This window comes from Bradyrhizobium sp. 6(2017) (assembly GCF_011058295.2).
Lineage (GTDB): Bacteria > Pseudomonadota > Alphaproteobacteria > Rhizobiales > Xanthobacteraceae > Bradyrhizobium > Bradyrhizobium septentrionale.
Window position 1 is genome coordinate 1,164,135 of record NZ_CP049289.2, and the last position, 20,661, is coordinate 1,184,795.

Genomic DNA, 20,661 nt, shown 5'->3' on the forward strand with positions numbered 1-20,661 from the left:
CCCATTGTGGGCCCGATCTTCTATGGTGACCTCATCCGGTTCGCATGCGGCGAACTCGATAATTCCATGATATCAAAGGCTTAAGGCTCGGATCGAAGCCTTTGGAGGGCGGTTTGACGCGGTATATTTCGACCAGGGGCGAGGCCCCGGTGCTTGGCTTCTGCGATGTGATGCTGACCGGGCTCGCCCGCGACGGCGGGCTCTACGTGCCCGAGACCTGGCCGCAGCTTTCGCCCGAGACCATCGCCGCCCTGTTCGGCCGTCCCTATTGGGAGGTCGCGGTCGAGATCATCCGTCCGTTCGTCGCCGGCGAGATTTCCGACGCCGAGCTCGGCCGCATGGCGAACGAGGCCTATGCCACGTTCCGCCATCCCGCCGTGGTGCCGCTCGACCAGGTCGGGCCGAACCAGTTCCTGCTCGAGCTGTTCCACGGGCCGACTTTGGCGTTCAAGGACGTCGCGATGCAGCTGATCTCGCGGCTGATGGATCACGTGTTGGCCAAGCGCGCACAGCGCACCACTATCGTGGTCGCGACCTCGGGCGATACCGGCGGCGCCGCGGTCGAGGCGTTCGCGGGGCTCGACAATGTCGACCTCGTGGTGCTGTTCCCGAACGGGCGCATCTCCGAGGTGCAACGCCGCATGATGACGACGACCGGCGCCGGCAACGTTCATGCGCTGGCGATCGAAGGCACGTTCGACGATTGCCAGGCGCTGGTGAAGGCGATGTTCAACAACCATCGCTTCCGCGACCAGGTGGCGCTGTCGGGCGTCAACTCGATCAACTGGGCGCGCATCGTCGCGCAAGTGGTCTACTATTTCACCGCGGCGGTCGCGCTCGGCTCGCCGCAGCGCACCGTCGACTTCACGGTGCCAACCGGCAATTTCGGCGACATCTTCGCCGGCTATGTCGCGAAGCGGATGGGGCTGCCGATCCGCTGGCTGCGTATCGCCGCCAACGTCAACGACATCCTGGCCCGCACCCTGAAGACCGGCATCTACGAGGTGCGCGAGGTGCACGCCACGACTTCGCCGTCGATGGATATCCAGGTGTCGTCGAATTTCGAGCGGCTGCTGTTCGAGGCCAGCGGCCGCGACGCCGAGCAGGTCCGCCGCCTGATGGGCTCGCTCAAGCAGTCCGGCCGCTTCGTGCTGCCGGATGCGACGCTGGCCGCGGTGCGCCGCGATTTCGACGCCGGCCGCGCCGACGAGACCGAGACGGCGGCGGCGATCCGCGCCGCCTGGCGCGAGGCGGGCGATCTGGTCGATCCCCACACCGCGGTGGCGCTCGCGGTCGCCGACCGCGACACCTCGGACTCCAATATCCCGAACATCGTGCTGTCGACCGCGCATGCGGCCAAATTCCCCGACGCAGTCGAGGCCGCCTGCGGGGTGCGTCCGCAGCTGCCGGCCTGGCTCGGAGGGTTGATGACCAAGTCCGAACAGATGACGGTCATGAAGAATGATTCTGCCGAGGTCGAGCGCTTCGTGCTGTCGGTCAGCCGTGCCGCCAAGCAAGGAGTTGCCTGAATGAGCGTTGAAATCACCAAGCTGCCGAGCGGCCTGACCGTCGTCACCGACAGCATGCCGCATCTGGAGACCTCGGCGCTTGGGGTCTGGGCCGGCGTCGGCGGGCGCGACGAAAAGCCGAACGAGCACGGCATCTCGCATCTGCTCGAACACATGGCGTTCAAGGGCACCGCACGGCGCTCCTCGCGCGAGATCGTCGAGGAGATCGAGGCGGTCGGCGGCGATCTCAATGCCGGCACCTCGACCGAGACCACGGCCTATTATGCCCGGGTGATGAAGGCCGACGTGCCGCTGGCGCTCGACGTGCTCTCCGACATCCTCGCCAACCCGTCCTTCGTGCCGGACGAGCTGGAGCGCGAGAAGAGCGTCATCGTGCAGGAGATCGGCGCAGCGCAGGATACGCCCGATGACGTCGTGTTCGAGCATCTCAACGAGCTCTGCTACCCGGACCAGCCGATGGGCCGTTCGCTGCTCGGCACCGCCAAGACGCTGAAGGCCTTCAACCGCGACATGCTGCGCGGCTATCTCTCGACGCATTACCGCGCCCCCGACATGGTGGTCGCCGCCGCCGGTGCCGTCGATCACAAGCGCATCGTCGAGGACGTCGCGCAGAAGTTTGCGAGCTTCGACGCCACGCCGGCGCCGAAGCCGCAAGCCGCAATGTTCGGCAAGGGCGGCTCGCGCGTGGTGCACCGCGATCTCGAGCAGGCGCATCTGACATTGGCGCTCGAAGGCGTGCCGCAGACCGACCTGTCGCTGTTCTCGCTGCAGGTCTTCACCAATACGCTCGGCGGCGGGATGTCGTCGCGGCTGTTCCAAGAGGTGCGCGAGAAGCGCGGGCTGTGCTACTCGATCTACACCTTCCACGCGCCCTACACCGACACCGGCTTCTTCGGTCTCTATACGGGCACCGATCCGGCTGACGCGCCGGAAATGATGGAAGTGATCGTCGACGTCATCAATGACGCGGTCGAAACCCTGACCGAGGCCGAGGTCGCCCGCGCCAAGGCACAGATGAAGGCCGGCCTGTTGATGGCGCTGGAAAGCTGCTCATCGCGGGCCGAGCAACTGGCACGCCATGTGCTAGCCTATGGAAGGCCGCAGACGGTGGACGAACTGGTGGCGCGGATCGATGCTGTCAGCGTCGAATCGAGCCGCAACGCCGCCCGCGCCCTGCTGTCGCGTAGCCGGCCCGCCGTCGTTGCCCTCGGCAGCGGCAGGGGTCTGGACACGGCGGTGTCTTTTGCGGAAGGATTGACCAAGTCGAAGGCAAAGTCGTTGCTGCACTAGAATTTACCTCTTCCCGCTTGCGGGGAGAGGTCGGATTGCTCTCGGCGATGCGAAGCATCGTCCGGTGCAATCCGGGTGAGGGGGTACAGGTCCCAGCGATCGGCTCGCTCGTGGACGGAGCCCCTCACCCCAACCCTCTCCCCGCAAGGGCGGGGCGAGGGGGAATAGCTTGGCGGGGAGTGTTGGGCCATGGCCCTGTTTCGTTTGCCGTCTAGTGGACCCGCTGCATTGATGCCGCGCGGTCACGGGCTGTTGCTGCGCGCGCCGCAAATGTCGGATTTCCCGCAATGGGCGCAGTTGCGCGAATTCAGCCGCGCCTATCTCACGCCGTGGGAACCGATCTGGCCGTCCGACGACCTGACCCGCGCGGGCTTCCGCCGCCGCTTGCGCCGCTACACCGAGGATATCGCCGCCGACCGCTCCTACCCGTTCATCATCTTCCGCGAATCGGACGGGGTGATGATCGGCGGTATCACGCTCGCCAATGTCCGCCGCGGCATCGTGCAGGCCGGCACGATCGGCTACTGGGTCGGCCTGCCGCACGCCCATCGCGGCTACATGACGACGGCGCTGCGGGTGCTGCTGCCCTCACTGTTCGGCGAGCTCAATCTGCATCGCATCGAGGCGGCCTGCATTCCCTCCAATGCGTCGTCGATCCGGGTGCTGGAGAAGTGCGGCTTCACCCGCGAAGGCCTGGCGCGGCGCTATCTCTGCATCAACGGGATCTGGCAGGACCACCTGCTGTTCGGCCTGCTGCACGAGGATTTCCGCGGCTGATTCTTACGTCTTTTGGCCGGTGGCGGGCGCCGCTCAATGTCCTTTCAAGATGCCTTGGGTTCGCCGCCATTGGCTTGCTATAACGCCCGCGAAACGGGGAACTCCACTCGGAGACCACTTGGGGGCTTTAGGGATATCGCATGGGTGACAGGGTGATCAGGTTCGCGCTCGCGGCGGCGGTAACGATCGGTCTCGGTGCCACCCTGCTGCCGTCGGTCGGCTCGGCGCAGTCGCTGAGCGACCGCTTCAAGAGCCTGTTCGGCGGCGGCTCGTCCGATTCGGACAAGCCGGCCGCGCCAGCCGCGCCAAAACAGCTCAATGACGCCGACGCCGAGCTGACCTGTCCGCCGGTGCAGATCCGCGCCGGGGCCTCGACCTATTCCGTGGCCGCGAACGGCAAGGAGGCGGTCGGCAACGACGTCAAGTTCCTGGCCTCGATCACGCGCACTGCGCGGCAATGCGGCCTGAACAGCGGGCAGATCACCGCCAAGATCGGTATCCAGGGGCGGGTGATCGCCGGGCCCTCGGGCGCGCCGCCGACTGTCCAGGTGCCGCTGCGCGTCGCCGTGGTGAAGGGCGGCATCGGCGAGAGGACGGTCATGACCAAGGCCTACACCACCACGGTGCAGATGGACGAGAGCGGCAGCGTGCCGTTCAGCCTGGTCGCCGAGGATGTGGTCTATCCGGCGCCGACGGCCGCCGAGAACGACGATTACATCTTCTATATCGGCTTCGACCCGCAGGCCCTGAAGCCGGAGCCCAAGCCCCGCGCGCCGAAGAAGAAGTAGCGCCGTTCCGATTCAATCGGAACGGGATCGCGTGGCTTCAGGCGGGGCGGATTTGAGCAAACAAAAAGGCCGGCGCGATCAGCTCGCGCCGGCCTTTTGTAGAAGAAGTTGAGATCGCGTCAGTTCAGCTTGGAGCGGACTTCGGCGATGCCCTTGCCGACCAGGTCGTCGGCAACCGAGCCCTTGACCGACTGCGACAGGATGGTCGAGGCGGCGGTCACGGCGGCGTTGGCCGCGGCGGCGCGGACATCGGCCACGGCCTGGGCCTCGGCTTGGGCGATCTTGCTCTCGGCGGTCTTGGTCCGCCGCGCGACAAAATCTTCCATCTTGGTCTTGGCCTCGGCCGCGATCCGCTCGGCCTCTTGCTTGGCGCTGGAGATGATCTCCTGGGCCTCGCGCTCGGCGCTGGCGCGGCGCGCCTTGTACTCGCCGAGCAGCTTGTTGGCCTCGTCCTTCAGACGGCGGGCGTCCTCGAGCTCGGCCTTGATGCGCTCGGCACGGTGGTCGAGCGCCGTCAGCAGGGTGCGATGGACGCCGAGGTAGCCGAACACGACCATCAGAATGACGAAGGCGATCGCAACCCAGGTTTCCGGTTCGTAAAACATCGGCCTATCCCTTCAGCGACGCGTCGACGGCGCTGTTGACCGCATTCGCGTCCGGCGTGACGCCGGCGAGTTGCTGGACGATGGCGCCGGCTGCATCCGCCGCGATGCCGCGGACGTTGCTCATGGCGTTGGTCCGGGTCGTTGCGATCTGCTTCTCGGCGTCGGCGAGCTTGGCCGCCAGCTTCTCTTCCAGCGCCTTGCGCTCGACTTCCGAGGCCGCGTTCAGCTTCTCGCGGGTCTCGTTGCCGATCGCCTGCGCGTTGGCACGGGCGTTCGCCAGCTCGGTTTCATAGGCCTTCAGCGCCGCGTCGGCCTGGTCCTTCAGCTTCTGCGCCTCGGCCAGATCGCCCTCGATCTTGTTCTGACGTGCATCGATCGTCCCGCCGACACGCGGCAGTGCGATACGCGACACGATCAGGTAGAGCGCGACAAATGCAATCGCCAGCGACACCAGCTGCGAGGCGAAATTGGACGAATCGAACGGCGGAAAGGCTCCGCCGTGATGTCCGCCATCGGTCTCGGTGTGGGCGCCGGCTTTCTGGCCTTTTGCCTCGCCATGACTCTCAGCCATGGTGTTCTCCTGTTGCTGTCATGCGCGCCGCCCGAAGGGGCGGCGCGACGGGGTGCCGCTCAGAGCGGAACGAACAGCAGAAGCAGCGCGATCAGCAGCGAGAAGATGCCGAGCGCTTCGGTCACCGCGAAGCCGAAGATCAGGTTGCCGAACTGGCCCTGAGCGGCCGAGGGGTTGCGCACCGCAGCGGCGAGGTAGTTGCCGAAGATGATGCCCACGCCGACGCCCGCACCGCCCATGCCGATGCACGCGATGCCCGCGCCGATAAGTTTTGCTGCTGCCGGTTCCATTTGTAGCTCCTTGAGAAAGATAGACAGATTGGTGGGTGGAGATTCCCCGGACCGCTTAGTGTCCCGGATGAATGGCGTCGTTGAGGTAGATGCAGGTCAGGATCGCGAACACGTAGGCCTGCAAGAACGCGACCAGCAGTTCAAGGGCGTACAGCGCCACCGTGAGCGCGAGCGGCAGCACGCCGCCGAACCAGCCGAGCGCGCCGAGCGAGAAGCCGAGCATTGCGACGAAGCCCGCGAACACCTTCAGCGCGATGTGGCCGGCCAGCATGTTGGCGAACAGACGAACGCTGTGCGAGACCGGCCGCAGGAAGAACGACAGGATCTCGATGAACATGACCAGCGGCAGGATGTAGACCGGAACGCCGTGGGGGACGAAGATACTGAAGAATTTCAGGCCGTTCTTGTAGACGCCGTAGATCAGGACGGTGAAGAAAACCAGCAGCGCAAGCGCCGCGGTCACGATCAGATGGCTCGCAATCGTGAAGGTGTAGGGAATCACGCCCACCAGGTTCGAGACGCAGAGGAACATGAAGAGCGAGAAGATCAGCGGGAAGAACTTCATGCCTTCCGCGCCGGCCGTGCTGCGAATTGTGGTGGCGACGAACTCGTAGGAGATTTCGGCGACCGACTGCAGACGACCCGGAACCAACTCCCGGCCGCTCGCCAGCATCAGCAGCGCTATCAGCAGCACCGCGATGAGCATGAAGAGCGTCGAATTGGTGAAGGCGATCGTGTGATTGCCGATGTGGCCGAGCGTGAAGAGGGGCTCGATATTGAACTGGTGGATCGGGTCGATTTTCATCCGCGCGGCTCTTGGTCCACCGGCCATCGTGCCGGTAATCGAATTTCAGATGTCGTGACTTCCCGCCAGCGCTCACCGCTTGCCCGAGGCCACGCCCGCGGACCTCACCACGTTGACCACGCCGGCGACGAAGCCGAGCAGCGTTAACACGATGAATCCGAATGGCGACGTCGACAGCAAACGGTCGACCCCCCAGCCAAGCGCCGCTCCGACGGCAACGCCCGCGACCAGCTCCGAGGAAAGACGAAAACCGAGCGCCATCGCCGAAGCTCTGGCCGCACGGTCCCCGCCTTCAGTACCGGATTGATCAGTCTTGCTCCTGCGGCTGTCGCGAATTTCTGACAACCGATGATCGAGACTTCCGAGCCTTGCGGAAAGCGCAGCTTCGTCGGGAGACGAATGATCGCGACTTCCATCTGCGCCGTCGTTGGTGCTTTCAGCCATGCTGCAAACACTAACCGATGCCGCGGATGATGGAAATTGCGCCCGTCCCCGTCAAAAGCCGCGCGGACCATACTTACCGCGTCTAATCAAGTCAAGATTGCGTCGTAACCAGTTATTGCTTTGATTCTGCTGGATTTATTTGGAGATATTCAAGGTCAGAGTGACACAGTGATCGCAGTGCAACAGCTTGCGTGGCATTGAGCGATATTGCGCGGCTTATCCTGCTCTGCTGGGATCACCCAAAGTCTCCCGCTCTCGTGCAGTCAAGGTTCCGCATGCCGCGCCCAATCGATTACTACTTCTCGCTGCAATCACCTTGGGCCTATATCGGCCACAAGCCCTTCGTTCGGCTCGTAAGCATTTACGATCTCAAGGTAAATTACCGACCCGTGCTGCTGGTCGATCTGTTCTCGGAGACCGGCGGGCTGCCGCTCGCGCAGCGCCATCCGGTGCGGCAGCGCTACCGGATGATCGAGTTGCAGCGCTGGCGCGACAAGCGCGGGCTGAATTTCCATCTGCAGCCAGCCAACTGGCCGTTCAACGGTCGTCTGGCTGATGGCGTCGTGATCGCGGCGCTCGAGGTGGGTCTCGACCCCGAGCCGTTTTTGCAACGGGCCTATCCCGCGGTCTGGGAGCTTGAGCTCAACCTTGCCGATCCCGCCACGCTGGTGAAGCTCGCCGACGATGCGGGCTTGCCCGGCCGGCAGCTTGTCGAGCGCTCACCCTCTGATGCGATCAGCGCGGCCTATGAGCAGAATCGCCAGGATGCGCTCAACGCCGGCGTGTTCGGCTCGCCCGGCTATGTGCTCGATGGCGAAGTCTTCTGGGGCCAGGACCGGATCGAATTGCTCGAGGACGCGTTGAAGTCAGGCCGCAAGCCCTATAGCTCTGTGGGCTAGGGGCAGGAATCAGGTTGAGGCGGAGCAAGCCATGCCCATCGCGTCGTCGCTCTCAAAATCGTCCATCGCAATTGTTGCGGCCGTTTTGATCACGAGCGGCGCGGCGACGGCGCAAACCGCGCCCGACACCGAGAACGGCCGCTACGCATTGTCTCCGGCAGGCGACGGCTTCCTGCGGCTCGACACCCGCACCGGCGCGGTGTCGACCTGCACCAATTCCAGCGCCGGCTGGGCCTGTTACATGGTGCCCGACGAGCGCGCGGCGCTGGATGCCGAGATCGGGCGCTTGCAGGCCGACAATGACAATTTGAAGGGCGAACTTGTGGCGCGCACACCGCCGGCCAAGACCGACGAGGCGCTGCCGAAGTCGGATTCGTTGAAGAAGGCCGAGCCGAAGGTCGCCGAGGGCGAGCGCAAGATCGAGATTCCGCTGCCGAGCGACCGCGACATGGATCGCGTGATGTCGTTCGTGGAGCGGGCCTGGCGGCGGCTGATCGAGATGGCCAACCGCGTGCAGCGCGACGTCAATGGCGGCAAGATTTGAGGTGACGCGGCGCTGCTCAAAAGCGTCGTCGCAGCCTCCGCCGTGACGTGTTGAAGGAGCGCAGATGAATTCAGCGAGAACCATGTCGCGCTCGACGCCATCATCGGTCGCTGCGACCAGCATCGTCTCGTCGCGGTTGACGGTGGAAACCTCTGGCGCAGGCTTTACCGACATCACGCGCGAGGTCGTAAAATTCCTGCGCGAAGTGCGTGCCGGCGAGGGCGTGGTAACGCTGTTCATCCGTCACACCTCGGCCTCGCTGACGATCCAGGAAAATGCCGATCCGACGGTGCTGGTCGACCTGATGACGGCGCTCGATCGCGCCGCACCCGAAGACGGCGGCTGGCGCCACGATACCGAAGGTCCCGACGACATGCCGGCGCATATCAAGACCATGCTGACGGCGACCTCGCTGCAGATTCCGGTCCTCGATGATGAAATGGCGCTCGGCACCTGGCAGGGCATCTATCTGATCGAGCATCGCGCCCGTCCGCATCGGCGCGAGATCGTGCTGCAATTCATCGGGGCCACGCACTGACGCGTTCGACCGGCTTTCAATTCGATCTGGCTTCTCAAATGACATCGGCCGCGGATCGCTCCGCGGCCGATGCTGTTTGATCGAGATGTCGACCGATCAGGTCTTGCTGATGTCGACGTCCTTGGTCTCCGGAATGAACAATGCGCCAACCACGACGGTGATTGCCGCGAAGATCACCGGGTACCACAGTCCGGAATAGATATCGCCGGTCGAGGCGGTGATCGCAAACGCGGTCGCCGGCAGCAGGCCGCCGAACCAGCCGTTGCCGATGTGATAGGGCAGCGACATCGAGGTGTAGCGGATCTTGGTCGGGAACAGTTCGACCAGCATCGCTGCGATCGGTCCGTAAACCATGGTGACGTAGAGCACCAGGATGAACAGCAGACCGATGACTGCGGCTACCTGCGGACGGAAGACGTCGAACGGGTTCGACATCTTCACGATGCCGGCGTCACCCGGCTTCGGATAGCCCGCCGCCTGCACCGCCGCTGTTATCGCGGGGTTCGACGTCTTGGCGTCCGTGTAGGGCACTTCCTTGTCGTTGACTGTGATCTTTACCGGCGAGCCGGCCGGGCCTGGCACGGTGGAGTACTTCACCGACGACTGGGCCAGGAAGGCGCGGGCGGTATCGCAAGGCGCCGTGAAGACGCGGGTGCCGACCGGGTTGAACAGATCGCCGCAGCCCGCGGGATCCGCCACCACCTGCACCTTGACCGTCTCATAGGCCTTTTCCAGCGCCGGGTTGGCGTTGGTCGTGATCATGCGGAAGATCGGGAACAGTGTGAGTGCGCCGATCAGGCAGCCCGCCAGGATGATCGGCTTGCGGCCGATCTTGTCCGACAGCGCGCCGAACACCAGGAAAAAGCCGGTGCCGAGCAACAGCGACCAGGCGATCAGGAGGTTGGCGGTGTAGCCGTCGACCTTCAGGATCGATTGCAGGAAGAACAGCGCGTAGAACTGGCCCGTGTACCAGATCACCGCCTGGCCCATCGTCAGGCCGAACAGCGCGAGGATCACGATCTTGGCGTTGCTCCAGGTCGCGAAGGCTTCGGTCAACGGCGCCTTGGAGGCCTTGCCCTCGTCCTTCATGCGCTGGAACACCGGCGATTCATTCAACCGCAGCCGGATCCAGACCGAGATGCCGAGCAGCAGCACCGACACCAGGAACGGAATGCGCCAGCCCCATTCCGCGAAGTCCTTTTCGCCGATGATGGATCGGGTGAACAGAATCACCAGCAGCGACAGGAACAGTCCGAGTGTTGCCGTGGTCTGGATGAACGAGGTGTAGTAGCCACGCTTGCCCTGCGGCGCATGCTCGGCGACATAGGTCGCCGCACCGCCATATTCACCGCCGAGCGCAAGGCCCTGCAACAGGCGCAGCGAGATCAGGATGATCGGCGCCGCGATGCCGATGGTCTTGGCGTTGGGCAACAGGCCGACGATGAAGGTCGACAGACCCATGATCAGGATGGTGACGAGGAAGGTGTATTTGCGGCCGACGATGTCGCCGACCCGGCCGAACACGATCGCGCCGAACGGGCGGACCAGGAAGCCGGCGGCAAAGGCCAGCAGCGCGAAGATATCGCGGGTCGCCGGCGGATAGTCGGAGAAGAACTGCGCGCCGATGATGCCGGCCAGTGAACCGTACAGATAGAAATCGTACCACTCGAAGACGGTGCCGAGCGACGACGCGAGGATGACGAAACGCTCATCCTTGGTCATGCCGGCGGGCCGCGCCGAAGTTGCAGTCATTGTGGACATCTGGATCGCTCCCCCCGAATTATTGCTGCCATGCTCGTTCCCGTCTGCCGGGTTGGGCCCGAATAAGCCCCAAGCTTGAGTTAAAGGGTAACATTGCAGTGAAATGTGCCCCAATAAGACTTTTGGCCTTTTCAGGATCGAACTTATCTTCTGAGGGACGAGCGATATGGAACGCTCCCGGCGTGCGTCTATTGCGGCGCACAAGCTGGGCGGGTTAACTGCGTTGGCATCTGGTATTATCGAGCCCTTGCGTGATACTGCCGCGCGGGCGACAACCGAACGGTGCGGGTTTGTCAAGGCCCGCTTGTGGGACTGAGATGACTGCTGCTGCCAATACTCACCTTGTCATCGCCGACGACCATCCGTTGTTCCGCGATGCGTTGCGCCAGGCGGTGTCGAGCGTCGTGAGTTCGGCCACGATCAGCGAGGCCGGATCGTTCGAGGATCTGACCGCGCTCCTGGAACGGGACTCCGAGGTCGACCTGATCCTGCTCGACCTGAGCATGCCGGGGATCAGCGGCTTCTCCGGCCTGATCTATCTGCGGGCGCAATATCCGGCGATCCCGGTCGTCATCGTCTCTGCCAGCGACGATGCCGGAACCATCCGCCGCTCGCTCGACTTTGGCGCCTCCGGTTTCATCCCGAAGCGCTTCGGCGTCGAGACGCTGCGCGATGCCATCATGAAGGTGATGGAAGGCGACGTCTGGGTTCCGCCGGACACCGATCTGTCGGCTGGCGGCGATCCCGACATGACCCGGCTGCGCGACCGCCTGGTGACACTGACCCCGCAGCAGGTGCGGGTGCTCATGATGCTGTCCGAGGGGCTGCTCAACAAGCAGATCGCCTACGAGCTCGGCGTCTCAGAGGCCACCATCAAGGCCCATGTCTCGGCCATCCTGCAGAAGCTCGGCGTCGAAAGCCGCACCCAAGCCGTGATCGCCGCCGCCAAGATCGCCGGCGGCCAATGGCGCCAGGGCACGCCGTCGAGCTGACGGACATCGCCCGGCCTTTCGTTCCGTCACCCCCCGCAACGGCTTCGCCGTTGTCGCTGAGGAGCGCGCTCTTGCGCGCGTCTCGAAGGGTCGACGGCCACCAGCCGGGCCGTGCATCCTTCGAGGCTCGCTTCGCTCGCACCTCAGGATGACGGGGCAGGTGTGGAATGCGCGGTTTGCGCACTTTGCTGCTACTCCGCCGCCACCATCTGCTGCGTCCGCCACTGTCCGAGCAGAGCGCGGAGCGAGGCCGGTTTGACCGGCTTGTTCAGCACCGCGATGTTTTCCTCGCGCGCGGCGGCGCGCACGGCCGGGCTGCGGTCGGCGGTGATCAGGATCGCCGGGATGCCGTCGCCGAAGCGGCGGCGGATATCGCGGATCGCGGCGACGCCGTTGCCGCGGTCGAGATGGTAGTCGACCAGCACGCCGGTGACGCGGCCGCCGGCGCCCTCGATCGCACTGATCGCGCCGTCGGCATCGAGCACCGCGATCACCTCGGCGTCCCACGCCGTCAGCAGCGTCTTCATGCCGTCGAGAATGGCGGGATCGTTCTCGATGCAGACGATCAGTGAACCGCTCATCGGCGTCTTCGACAGCGGCGTGGCGCTGGTGACGGCGGCGGTGTGATTGACCGCGGTCGCGACCGGCACCGTGACCGAGAATGCCGAGCCGCCGCTCAGATTGGCCGAGATCGCGATGCGGTGATTGAGCACGCGCGCCAGCCGCTCGACGATCGACAGGCCGAGACCGAGGCCGCGGGCGATCCGGGCGCCCTGCTCGAGGCGGTGGAATTCCTTGAAGATCTCGCCGCGCTTCTGCACGGGGATACCGACGCCGGTGTCGAAGATGCTGATCTGCAGCTTGTCGCCGCGGCGGCGGCAGCCGATCAGCACGCGGCCACGCGGGGTATATTTGATGGCGTTGGAGATGAAGTTCTGCAGCAGCCGGCGCAGCAGCGAGCGGTCGGATTCGACCGGCAGCGAGCAGGCCACGAAGCGCAGATCGAGGCCCTTGTCGCGGGCGATCGGCATGAACTCGATCTCCAGCGAGCGCATCAGGTCCGCCATCCGGAAGCTCGTGATCGCCGGCGTCATGGCGCCGGCGTCGAGCCTGGAGATGTCGAGCAGCGCGCCCAGGATATCCTCGATCGCTTCCAGCGAGTCGTCGATGTTCTCGACCAGGCGTGAATCCTCGCCGCCGTTCTGGCGCTCGACCAGGCTCGTGACGTAGAGCCGCGCCGCATTGAGCGGCTGCAGGATGTCGTGGCTGGCAGCCGCCAGGAAGCGCGTCTTGGAGGCGTTGGCGTCTTCCGCGACGCCCTTGGCGAGCGCGAGCTCCGAGTTCAGCCGCGTCAGTTCCTCGGTGCGGTCGCGCACGCGCTTTTCCAGCGTCGCATTGGCGCGCTCCAGCGCCTCGGCGGCCTCGAAGCTCGGCGTGACGTCGGAGAAGGTGATGACGAGCCCGCCGCCCGGCATCCGGTTGGCGCGCACCTCGATCACCAGATGGCGGTCGGTGAAGCGTTCCAGATAGGGCTCGCCCTCGGTGGTGTAGGCGCGCAGCCGCAGCTGCAACAGGCTGTCGCTGTCGCCCGCCGGCGGCGGACTGATCGCCCCCATGAATTCGAGGATCTCGGGCAGCGGGATACCGAGCTGCACCAGATGCTGCGGCAGCCCGAGCAATTCGGAGAACTGGCGGTTGGAACAGATCAGCTGCAAATCGGCGTCGAACACCGCGATGCCCTGGCGCACATGATTGAGCGCGGTCTGCAGGATCTCGCGGTTGAAGTGCAGCGCGGCGTGGGAATCGTCGAGCAGCTTCAGCGCGGCCTTGGCCGACACGGTGCGCCGCTGCAACAGCAGCGACATCACGAGGCGCGAGGACGCGGCCCCGATCGAGGAGGCGATCAACCGCTCGGCATGCTGCAGCAGCTCGAAATCGGCCGGCGCCGAGGTCTGCACCATGATGTTGCGGTCGGCCGCGAACGAGGCGAAGGCCTCGCGGGTGCGGTCGGGACCGAGATATTGCGTCACCGTGCTCTGGATGTCCTGCACCGTGACCGTGGTGCGCCAGCGCCGGAAGCTCGGCGCGATCGGCGCCAGCGCGTTGGGCACGAACACATCGGCCTGCAACAGCTCGATCGCGGACGGCGCGCGCGCCAATGAGAACAGGACATAGGTCAGGATGTTGAGCGCAAGGCTCCACAGCACGCCGTGCAGCAGCGGCGGCAGGTCGGCGCCGAACAAGGCCTGCGGCCGCAGCGCCTCGATCCCGAACGGTCCATGCTGCAGCAGCATCAGGCCGGTGGTCGAGGTCTCCAGGAAGCTCGGGATGAACAGCGTGTAGAGCCATGTCGCGAAGCCGACCAGCATGCCCGCCATGGCGCCGCGCGCGGTAGCGCGCCGCCAGAACAGGCCGCCGAAGAAGGCCGGCGCCAGCTGGGTGATCGCGGCAAACGACAGCAGGCCGATCGCGACCAGCTGGGTGTTGCCGAGCGCGCGATAGTAGAAATACGCCAGCACCATGATGGCGAAGATCGAGAACCGGCGCGCCTTCAGCAGGAAATCGCCGAAATCCTTCTGGCCGGTGCTGATGTCGTCGCTGCGCGGCAGCACCAGCGGCAGCACGATGTCGTTGGAGACCATGATCGAGAGCGCGACGCATTCGACGATCACCATCGCGGTCGCCGCTGACAGCCCGCCGACGAAGACGGCGAGGCTGAGCAGCTGCGAATTGCCCTCGATCGGCAGCGCCAGCACGAACATGTCGGCATCGACCGCGCCGAACGGGAAGATGACGAGGCCCGCGATCGCGATCGGAATCACGAACAAATTGATCGCGACGAGGTAGAGCGGGAACAGCCAGCGCGCCCGGCTGACCTCGGCGCTGGTCGAATTCTCCACCACGCTGACGTGGAACTGGCGCGGCAATAGCATGACCGCGCAGAACGACAGCAGCGTCATGATCAGGAAATTGCCGATCGACGGCACGTATTCGATCGCGCGCACCGCCTCCGGCGTCTTCAGGGCGCGCTCATAGAGCTCGACCGGAGAGAACATCCAGAAGGTGACGAAGGCGCCGGCGGCGATGAAGGCGACCAGCTTGACGATGGATTCGGCGGCGATCGCCAGGATCAGGCCGTGCTGGTGTTCGGTGGCGTCGGTATGACGGGTGCCGAACAGCACCGCGAACACCGCCATCGCCAAGGTCACCATCAGCGCGATGTCGCCGATGATCGGGATTTTCGAGAACGCCTGGTCCTCGCTCAGGATGGTCTCCAGCGACGACGCCATCGCTTTCAGCTGCAGCGCGATGTAGGGCACCGAGCCGATGATCGCGATCAGCGCCACGGTGGCCGCGACCGCCTGGCTCTTGCCGTAGCGCGCGGCGATGAAGTCGGCGATCGAGGTGATGTTCTGCGACTTGGCGAGCGCGATCACCCGGCGCAGCAGCGGCGTGCACAGTCCGATCATCACGATCGGGCCGACATAGATCGCCAGGAAGTCGATGCTGGTGCGGGTGGCGAAGCCGACCGAGCCGAAGAAGGTCCAGGAGGTGCAGTAGATCGCCAGCGACAGCGGATAGATCCACTGGCTGGCACGGCCGCGCGCGCCCGGCGACGTCCGGTCGCCGCGGCTGGCAATGAAGAACAACAATCCGATGTAGGCGAACGCCGTGGCGATGACGCCCCAGTCGTGCAGCATCGCTGCCTATCTCCTGTCCCGGCCAAGAACGGGCCGGTTGCCCCGATTATAACGCAAAGGGCCGGCCGCGCATCGCACGACCGGCCCAAATTCGGGGGCGGAGAAGGATAGGGTTACTCGGCGGCCAGCGACTTCTGGCGCAGCGGCAGGCCGAGCCGGTCCCAGACCTGGAGCAGGGCCTCGGCCAGCGCGTCGATCAGGCCGTCGTCATGGTAGGGCGAGGGCGTGATGCGCAGCCGCTCGGTGCCCTTGGCGACCGTCGGATAGTTGATCGGCTGGATGTAGATGCCGTGGTCCTCGAGCAGCAGGTCGGAGGCGCGCTTGCACTTCTCGGGATCGCCGACGAACAGCGGCACGATATGGGTGTCGCTCGACATCACAGGCAGGCCGGCGGCGGTCAGGATCGCCTTGGTGCGGGCGGCGCGGTCCTGGTGCCGCTCGCGCTCCCAGTTCGAGGTCTTCAGATGGCGGATCGCGGCCGTCGCGGCCGAGCAGATCGCCGGCGGCAGCGCGGTCGTGAAGATGAAGCCCGGCGCGTAGGAGCGCACCGCGTCGATGATCTCGGCGCGGCCGGCGATATAGCCGCCGAGGCAGCCGAACGCCTTGGCGAGGGTGCCTTCGAGCACGTCGATCCGGTGCATCACGCCATCACGCTCGGCAATGCCGCCGCCGCGCGGGCCGTACATGCCGACCGCATGCACCTCGTCGACATAGGTCATGGCGCCGTACTTCTCGGCGAGATCGCAGATCTTGGCGAGCGGCGCGACGTCGCCGTCCATCGAATAAAGGCTCTCGCAGACGATCAGCTTCGGCCGGTCGGGGCCGGCGGCGATCAGCAGCTCTTCGAGATGGGCGACGTCGTTGTGGCGGAAGATCTGGCGCTCGCAGCCGGCCTGCCGCACGCCTTCGATCATCGAATTGTGGTTCAGCGCGTCCGACAGGATCAGGCAGTTCGGGATCAGCTTGGCGAGCGTCGAGATGCCGGTCTGGTTCGAGACATAGCCCGAGGTGAACAGCAGCGAAGCTTCCTTGCCGTGGAGGTCGGCGAGCTCGGCCTCAAGCTGCACCAGCGGATGGTGGGTGCCCGCGATGTTGCGGGTACCGCCGGCGCCGGTGCCGACCCGGGTCGCGGTCTCGACCATGGCGCCGACCACCTTGGGGTGCTGGCCCATGCCGAGATAGTCGTTGGAGCACCAGATCACGACGTTGCGGCTGCCTTTCGGCGAATGCCAGGTCGCGTGCGGGAAGCGTCCCGCGATCCGCTCGAGGTCGGCGAACACCCGGTAGCGCCGCTCGTCATGCAGGCGGTTGAGGGCGGTTTGGAAGAACTGGCTGTAATTCATCGGCGAACCCAGAAAGCGGAACCTGACCGGAAAAGCTGCCTCTTCTTAGAGCTTTTCCAGCTCTAATGTCCATGCATTGGCTCACATCTGGGCATGCGCCGCAGTTGGGCAAATTGCCCTAGCGGGGGTCTATCCGCCTTGATTTCGGGCAAATCGCCGGGAGGCGGCATGGCCGCCCCGGAACCGGGCGCTCAGGTCGTCCTGAAGCGCAGCATGCCGTCGGCGGCCATCTCGGCCGTCAGCCGGCCCTCGACCAGCATGTAGTTGACATGGGCAACCAGTTCGCCGGCAGCGAAGCCCATCTGGTGCTCGTCCAGCACGTGCTTGTGGAACACCACCGGCACCAGCTCCTTGGAGGTCTGCGGCACCTCGCGGCAGGCCTCGGCGATCAGCCGGCAGCGCTCCTCATGGTGATCGGCGAGCTGCTTGATCCGGGTCTTCAGCCCGTAGAACGGCACGCCGTGTCCGGGCAGCACCATCACGTCGTAGGGCAAAGTGGTGGTCAGGCTCGCCAGCGACGCCAGATATTCGCCGAGCGAATTCTGCTCGGGCTCGACCGCCCAGACACTGACATTGGGCGAGATCTTACTCAGCACCTGGTCGGCGGACAGGAATAATTTGTCGGCCGCACAATACAGCATCACCTGGTCGAGCGCGTGGCCGCCGCCGGTGATCACCTTGAAGCGCCGCGCGCCGATCACGACCTCGTCGCCATGGGTGAGGCGGTGATAGGACGGCGGCAGCACCGAGACGCGCTTCAGATAGTCCTGGCCGCGGCCGAGCAGCTTCTCCGTCAGGTCCTCGTCCATGCCGTGGCGGCGGAAGAACAGCCGCTGCGCGTTGCGCCGTTCCTCGGTGCCGCGGTTCTGGTGATAGACCGACTGCAGATATTCCACCTGCGACATGAACAGTGGGCAGCCGAAGCGCTCGGTGATCCAGCCGGCGAGACCGACATGATCGGGGTGCGAATGGGTCACGATCAGCCGCGTGACCTTGACGTGCTTCAGCGGTCCCTCGAACAGCGTGGTCCAGGCCGAGATCGATTCCTCATTGCCGAAGCCGGCATCCACCATGGTCCAGCCGTCGCCGTCGGCGAGCAGATAGACGTTCACATGGTTGAGGCGGAACGGCAGCTTCAGCCGCGCCCACAGCACGCCGGGGGCGACCTCCACGACCTGATCGTGGCCGGGATGGTTCTCCCAAGGGTATCGCAATGCCTCCGCCGAGGAGGGCAGGCTGTCGGTCTTCGTATGCATGCTATCGGCTTAGCGGCACATTGCCCGCCGCGCCAGCCGAAAAATCAGATAGTCGTCCGGAGAATGGGGCGGCGAGGCACCCGAATTCCGTAGCCCGGATTGCGATGCGCTTCATCCGGGTTACATCTCTCTCTTCTCCTTCCCCCTGAAAGGGGGAAGGTTGGGATGGGGGGCAGCCGCGGGCGACGCTGCAAGCCGAGAGAGCAGATCCCCACCCGCTTTGCTCTAACGAGCAAAGCGACCTCCCCTTTTCAAGGGGAGGTCAAAGCATGCGTAGCCCGGATGGAGCGAAGCGTAATCCGGGGCCTATTCCTACGCCGCGCGGATTTTCGACAGGAAGCCGTCGATCTCCGAGCGCAGCACGTCGGCCTCGCGGCGCAGCGCGTCGGAGGCGCTCAGCACCTCGCCGGCGGCGGCGCCGGCTTCGGCTGACGCGGTGGAGACGCCGACGATGTTGCTCGACACCTCGCTGGTGCCACCGGCGGCGTGCTGGATGTTGCGGGCGATCTCACGGGTCGCCGCGCCCTGTTCCTCGACGGCGGCGGCGATCGCGGTGGTGACGTCGTTGATCTCGCCGATTGTGCTCGAGATGTTGCGGATCGCGGAAACCGCCGTGGTCGTCACCTCCTGCATGCTGACGATCTGCTGGCGGATTTCCTCGGTCGCCTTCGCGGTCTGGCTGGCGAGGTTCTTGACCTCGGAGGCGACCACGGCAAAGCCGCGGCCGGCCTCGCCGGCGCGCGCCGCCTCGATGGTGGCGTTGAGCGCCAGCAGGTTGGTCTGCGAGGCGATGGTCTGGATCAGGTCGACCACGACGCTAATCCGCGCGGCGTTGTCGGCAAGGCCCTGCATGGTGCTGTCGGTGGCGCTGGCTTCCTCGACCGCCTTGCGGGCGATTTCCGCCGAGGTGACCACCTGGCGGCCGATCTCCGAGATCGACGACGACAGCTCCTCGGTGCCGGCCGACACCGTCTGCACGTTGACCGAGGTCTCCTCGGCGGCCGAGGCCACCGCATTGACCATTGCGCTCGACTGGTCGGCGGTTGCCGACATGCTCTGCGCGGTCGACTGCATCGAGTTCGCCGCGGTCTGCAGGCTGCCGAGCGCGCTGCGGACATTGGACTCGAAGGTGACGATCTGCGCTTCCATGCGCGTGGTGCGCTCCGCCTTGGCGGTGCGGTCCTTGTTCTGGTTTGCCGTGAGCTCGCGGCCCTCGATCATGCTCTCGCGGAACACCTGCAGCGCGTCGGCCATCACAGCGATCTCGTCGCGCTGCCGGCTCTGCGGGATCTCGGTGTCGAGGTCGCCGTCGGACAACAGCTGCATCGAACGCTGCAGGCCGCGGATCCGGCGCAGGATGTTGCGCCCGACATAGAGCCAGACGAACAGGAACGAGCCGACCAGCGTCAGCGCGCCGAGCGCGATCATCACCATGGTCGCGAGCGAGATCTGCTGCCGCGCCTGGAAGGTCGAGGTGTCGGTCTCCTTCTGCACGGCCTCGACCAGCTGCTGCACGCTGATGCCGAGCCCGACATTGAGCTTGCGCGTTTCTTCCAAAATGGTCTGGCCGTAATCGATCGCGTCGAGCTCCTTCTGGCGGATCTTGAACACGCCGGTCTTGCCCTCGCCGAGCACGAGCAGCTTCTGCGCCGTGTCGCGCACCGCGACGATCGCCGGATTGTTCGGCAGGTCCTCGAGGTTGGACTTGATGCGTTCGCGCCCGTTCTTGAACTCGGCCTCGATCGCATCGAGCGTCTCGCTGGAATTGGCCGACAGCGCGGCGGTCATGTCGGCGGCCATCAGATTGCCGGCGGAGAGCACGTTGCTGATCTGGCCGACAGTGCGGGCCGCCTCGGTGGCATCATCGGCGGACACGTCGGCGGCGCCGAGGATGGCGTTGAGTCTCGTTTGGGCGTCGAGCATCGCGGGGCTCGCGGCGGAGACGAAGACCGCCTGCGCCTTGCGCAGCGCATTGTACTGCTTGTCGCGCAGCGCGCCGACTTCGAGCCGCTCGCGCGCCGCCGAGATCAGGCTATTGGTGGCCTCGTCGGTGTTCTTGACGTTCTCCTGCAGCGCGCTGACCACGGATTTGTCGGCGCCGAGCTCGATGATCTCGCCGAGCTTGGCGCGGGTCGCCTGCGCGACCTCCTTCACCTTCTTGCTGCGATCGTTGAGTGCATCCTCGCTCTGCACGGCGAGCAGGCCGGGACCTTGCGCCGCCAGCGAGGCGCTCTGCGCTGACAGTTGCAGGCTTGCGGCAAGCCGCGGGATGTCGCGGCCGCTGAGATCGGTCATGGTGCCGCCGAGCTGATGCAGCACGATGCCGGCGCCTGCGCTGATCACAAGCGCCATGCCCGCGATCACGGCGAATGCCGCGAACAGGCTGCCCCTGACGCCCATCTGCGGCAGGCGGATGTGCTTGAGATTGAGTTTGCCGAGCTTGAACCGAAACGCCATTGCCCCCGTGCCCCCTGGCCCACTACCCCTGGCCACTACTCTTGGATGTTTCCCCGGCGCGGGAGTATCGG

18 protein-coding genes are annotated in these 20,661 nt (G+C 65.3%); 8 read left to right on the forward strand and 10 right to left on the reverse strand.

Going from position 1 to position 20,661, the window contains the following annotated elements; genetic code table 11:
• Positions 1–113 precede the first annotated feature (113 nt).
• The 4 genes from thrC (at position 114) to G6P99_RS05485 (ending at position 4,384) form a co-directional block, all read left to right on the forward strand.
• Positions 114–1,529, forward strand: a complete 1,416-nt coding sequence (thrC, locus tag G6P99_RS05470; protein WP_029079872.1) for a threonine synthase — start codon at positions 114–116, stop codon at positions 1,527–1,529.
• Positions 1,530–2,819 carry a M16 family metallopeptidase gene (locus tag G6P99_RS05475; protein WP_029079871.1) on the forward strand — a complete coding sequence of 430 codons (1,290 nt, stop codon included), beginning with the start codon at positions 1,530–1,532 and terminating at the stop codon, positions 2,817–2,819.
• Between the two features lie 189 nt (positions 2,820–3,008).
• Positions 3,009–3,596, forward strand: coding sequence for a GNAT family N-acetyltransferase (locus tag G6P99_RS05480; RefSeq protein WP_029079870.1), 588 nt, complete (start codon positions 3,009–3,011; stop codon positions 3,594–3,596).
• Positions 3,597–3,736: 140 nt separating this feature from the next.
• The gene (locus G6P99_RS05485; protein WP_029079869.1) at positions 3,737–4,384 is read left to right on the forward strand and encodes a hypothetical protein; all 648 of its coding nucleotides are present in this window, start codon (positions 3,737–3,739) and stop codon (positions 4,382–4,384) included.
• 119 nt (positions 4,385–4,503) lie between these two features.
• Here G6P99_RS05485 and G6P99_RS05490 read toward each other — a convergent pair whose 3' ends face one another.
• The 5 genes from G6P99_RS05490 to G6P99_RS05510 form a co-directional block, all read right to left on the reverse strand.
• Positions 4,504–4,989, reverse strand: a complete 486-nt coding sequence (locus G6P99_RS05490) for an ATP F0F1 synthase subunit B (RefSeq protein ID WP_029079868.1) — start codon at positions 4,987–4,989, stop codon at positions 4,504–4,506.
• Positions 4,990–4,993: 4 nt separating this feature from the next.
• Positions 4,994–5,560: a F0F1 ATP synthase subunit B gene (locus tag G6P99_RS05495; protein ID WP_165127504.1), complete on the reverse strand. Its 567-nt coding sequence runs from the start codon at positions 5,558–5,560 to the stop codon at positions 4,994–4,996.
• Positions 5,561–5,619: 59 nt separating this feature from the next.
• Positions 5,620–5,850, reverse strand: coding sequence for a F0F1 ATP synthase subunit C (locus G6P99_RS05500; RefSeq protein WP_016847054.1), 231 nt, complete (start codon positions 5,848–5,850; stop codon positions 5,620–5,622).
• Between the two features lie 55 nt (positions 5,851–5,905).
• Positions 5,906–6,655: a F0F1 ATP synthase subunit A gene (locus tag G6P99_RS05505; protein WP_029079866.1), complete on the reverse strand. Its 750-nt coding sequence runs from the start codon at positions 6,653–6,655 to the stop codon at positions 5,906–5,908.
• A 72-nt stretch (positions 6,656–6,727) separates the two neighbouring features.
• The gene (locus G6P99_RS05510) at positions 6,728–7,099 is read right to left on the reverse strand and encodes an AtpZ/AtpI family protein (RefSeq protein WP_029079865.1); all 372 of its coding nucleotides are present in this window, start codon (positions 7,097–7,099) and stop codon (positions 6,728–6,730) included.
• 275 nt (positions 7,100–7,374) lie between these two features.
• Between G6P99_RS05510 and G6P99_RS05515 the strand changes: the two genes are divergently transcribed.
• From G6P99_RS05515 to G6P99_RS05525, 3 genes are all read left to right on the forward strand, one after another.
• A complete protein-coding gene (locus G6P99_RS05515; RefSeq protein ID WP_029079864.1) occupies positions 7,375–7,998 on the forward strand; it encodes a 2-hydroxychromene-2-carboxylate isomerase in 624 nt (207 codons plus the stop codon).
• Between the two features lie 31 nt (positions 7,999–8,029).
• Positions 8,030–8,542 carry a hypothetical protein gene (locus G6P99_RS05520; RefSeq protein ID WP_029079863.1) on the forward strand — a complete coding sequence of 171 codons (513 nt, stop codon included), beginning with the start codon at positions 8,030–8,032 and terminating at the stop codon, positions 8,540–8,542.
• A gap of 64 nt (positions 8,543–8,606) precedes the next feature.
• Positions 8,607–9,080, forward strand: coding sequence for a secondary thiamine-phosphate synthase enzyme YjbQ (locus tag G6P99_RS05525; RefSeq protein ID WP_029079862.1), 474 nt, complete (start codon positions 8,607–8,609; stop codon positions 9,078–9,080).
• A 96-nt stretch (positions 9,081–9,176) separates the two neighbouring features.
• Here G6P99_RS05525 and G6P99_RS05530 read toward each other — a convergent pair whose 3' ends face one another.
• Positions 9,177–10,841 (reverse strand): MFS transporter, encoded by a 1,665-nt coding sequence (locus G6P99_RS05530; RefSeq protein ID WP_035976527.1) that lies wholly within the window; start codon positions 10,839–10,841, stop codon positions 9,177–9,179.
• 317 nt (positions 10,842–11,158) lie between these two features.
• Here G6P99_RS05530 and G6P99_RS05535 point away from each other — a divergent pair, with 317 nt between their 5' ends.
• Complete coding sequence (locus tag G6P99_RS05535) at positions 11,159–11,833, forward strand: response regulator (protein ID WP_029079860.1); 675 nt, start codon at positions 11,159–11,161, stop codon at positions 11,831–11,833.
• A gap of 191 nt (positions 11,834–12,024) precedes the next feature.
• Here the strand turns inward: G6P99_RS05535 and G6P99_RS05540 are convergent, their stop codons facing one another.
• The 4 genes from G6P99_RS05540 to G6P99_RS05555 form a co-directional block, all read right to left on the reverse strand.
• Entirely contained in the window at positions 12,025–15,534 is a 3,510-nt protein-coding gene (locus tag G6P99_RS05540) for a PAS domain-containing hybrid sensor histidine kinase/response regulator (RefSeq protein WP_165127506.1), read from the reverse strand.
• A 113-nt stretch (positions 15,535–15,647) separates the two neighbouring features.
• Positions 15,648–16,877: a 5-aminolevulinate synthase gene (gene hemA / locus G6P99_RS05545; RefSeq protein ID WP_029079858.1), complete on the reverse strand. Its 1,230-nt coding sequence runs from the start codon at positions 16,875–16,877 to the stop codon at positions 15,648–15,650.
• A 191-nt stretch (positions 16,878–17,068) separates the two neighbouring features.
• Positions 17,069–18,133 carry an MBL fold metallo-hydrolase gene (locus G6P99_RS05550; protein WP_029079857.1) on the reverse strand — a complete coding sequence of 355 codons (1,065 nt, stop codon included), beginning with the start codon at positions 18,131–18,133 and terminating at the stop codon, positions 17,069–17,071.
• A 312-nt stretch (positions 18,134–18,445) separates the two neighbouring features.
• Positions 18,446–20,590 (reverse strand): methyl-accepting chemotaxis protein, encoded by a 2,145-nt coding sequence (locus tag G6P99_RS05555; protein WP_165127508.1) that lies wholly within the window; start codon positions 20,588–20,590, stop codon positions 18,446–18,448.
• Positions 20,591–20,661 lie beyond the last annotated feature (71 nt).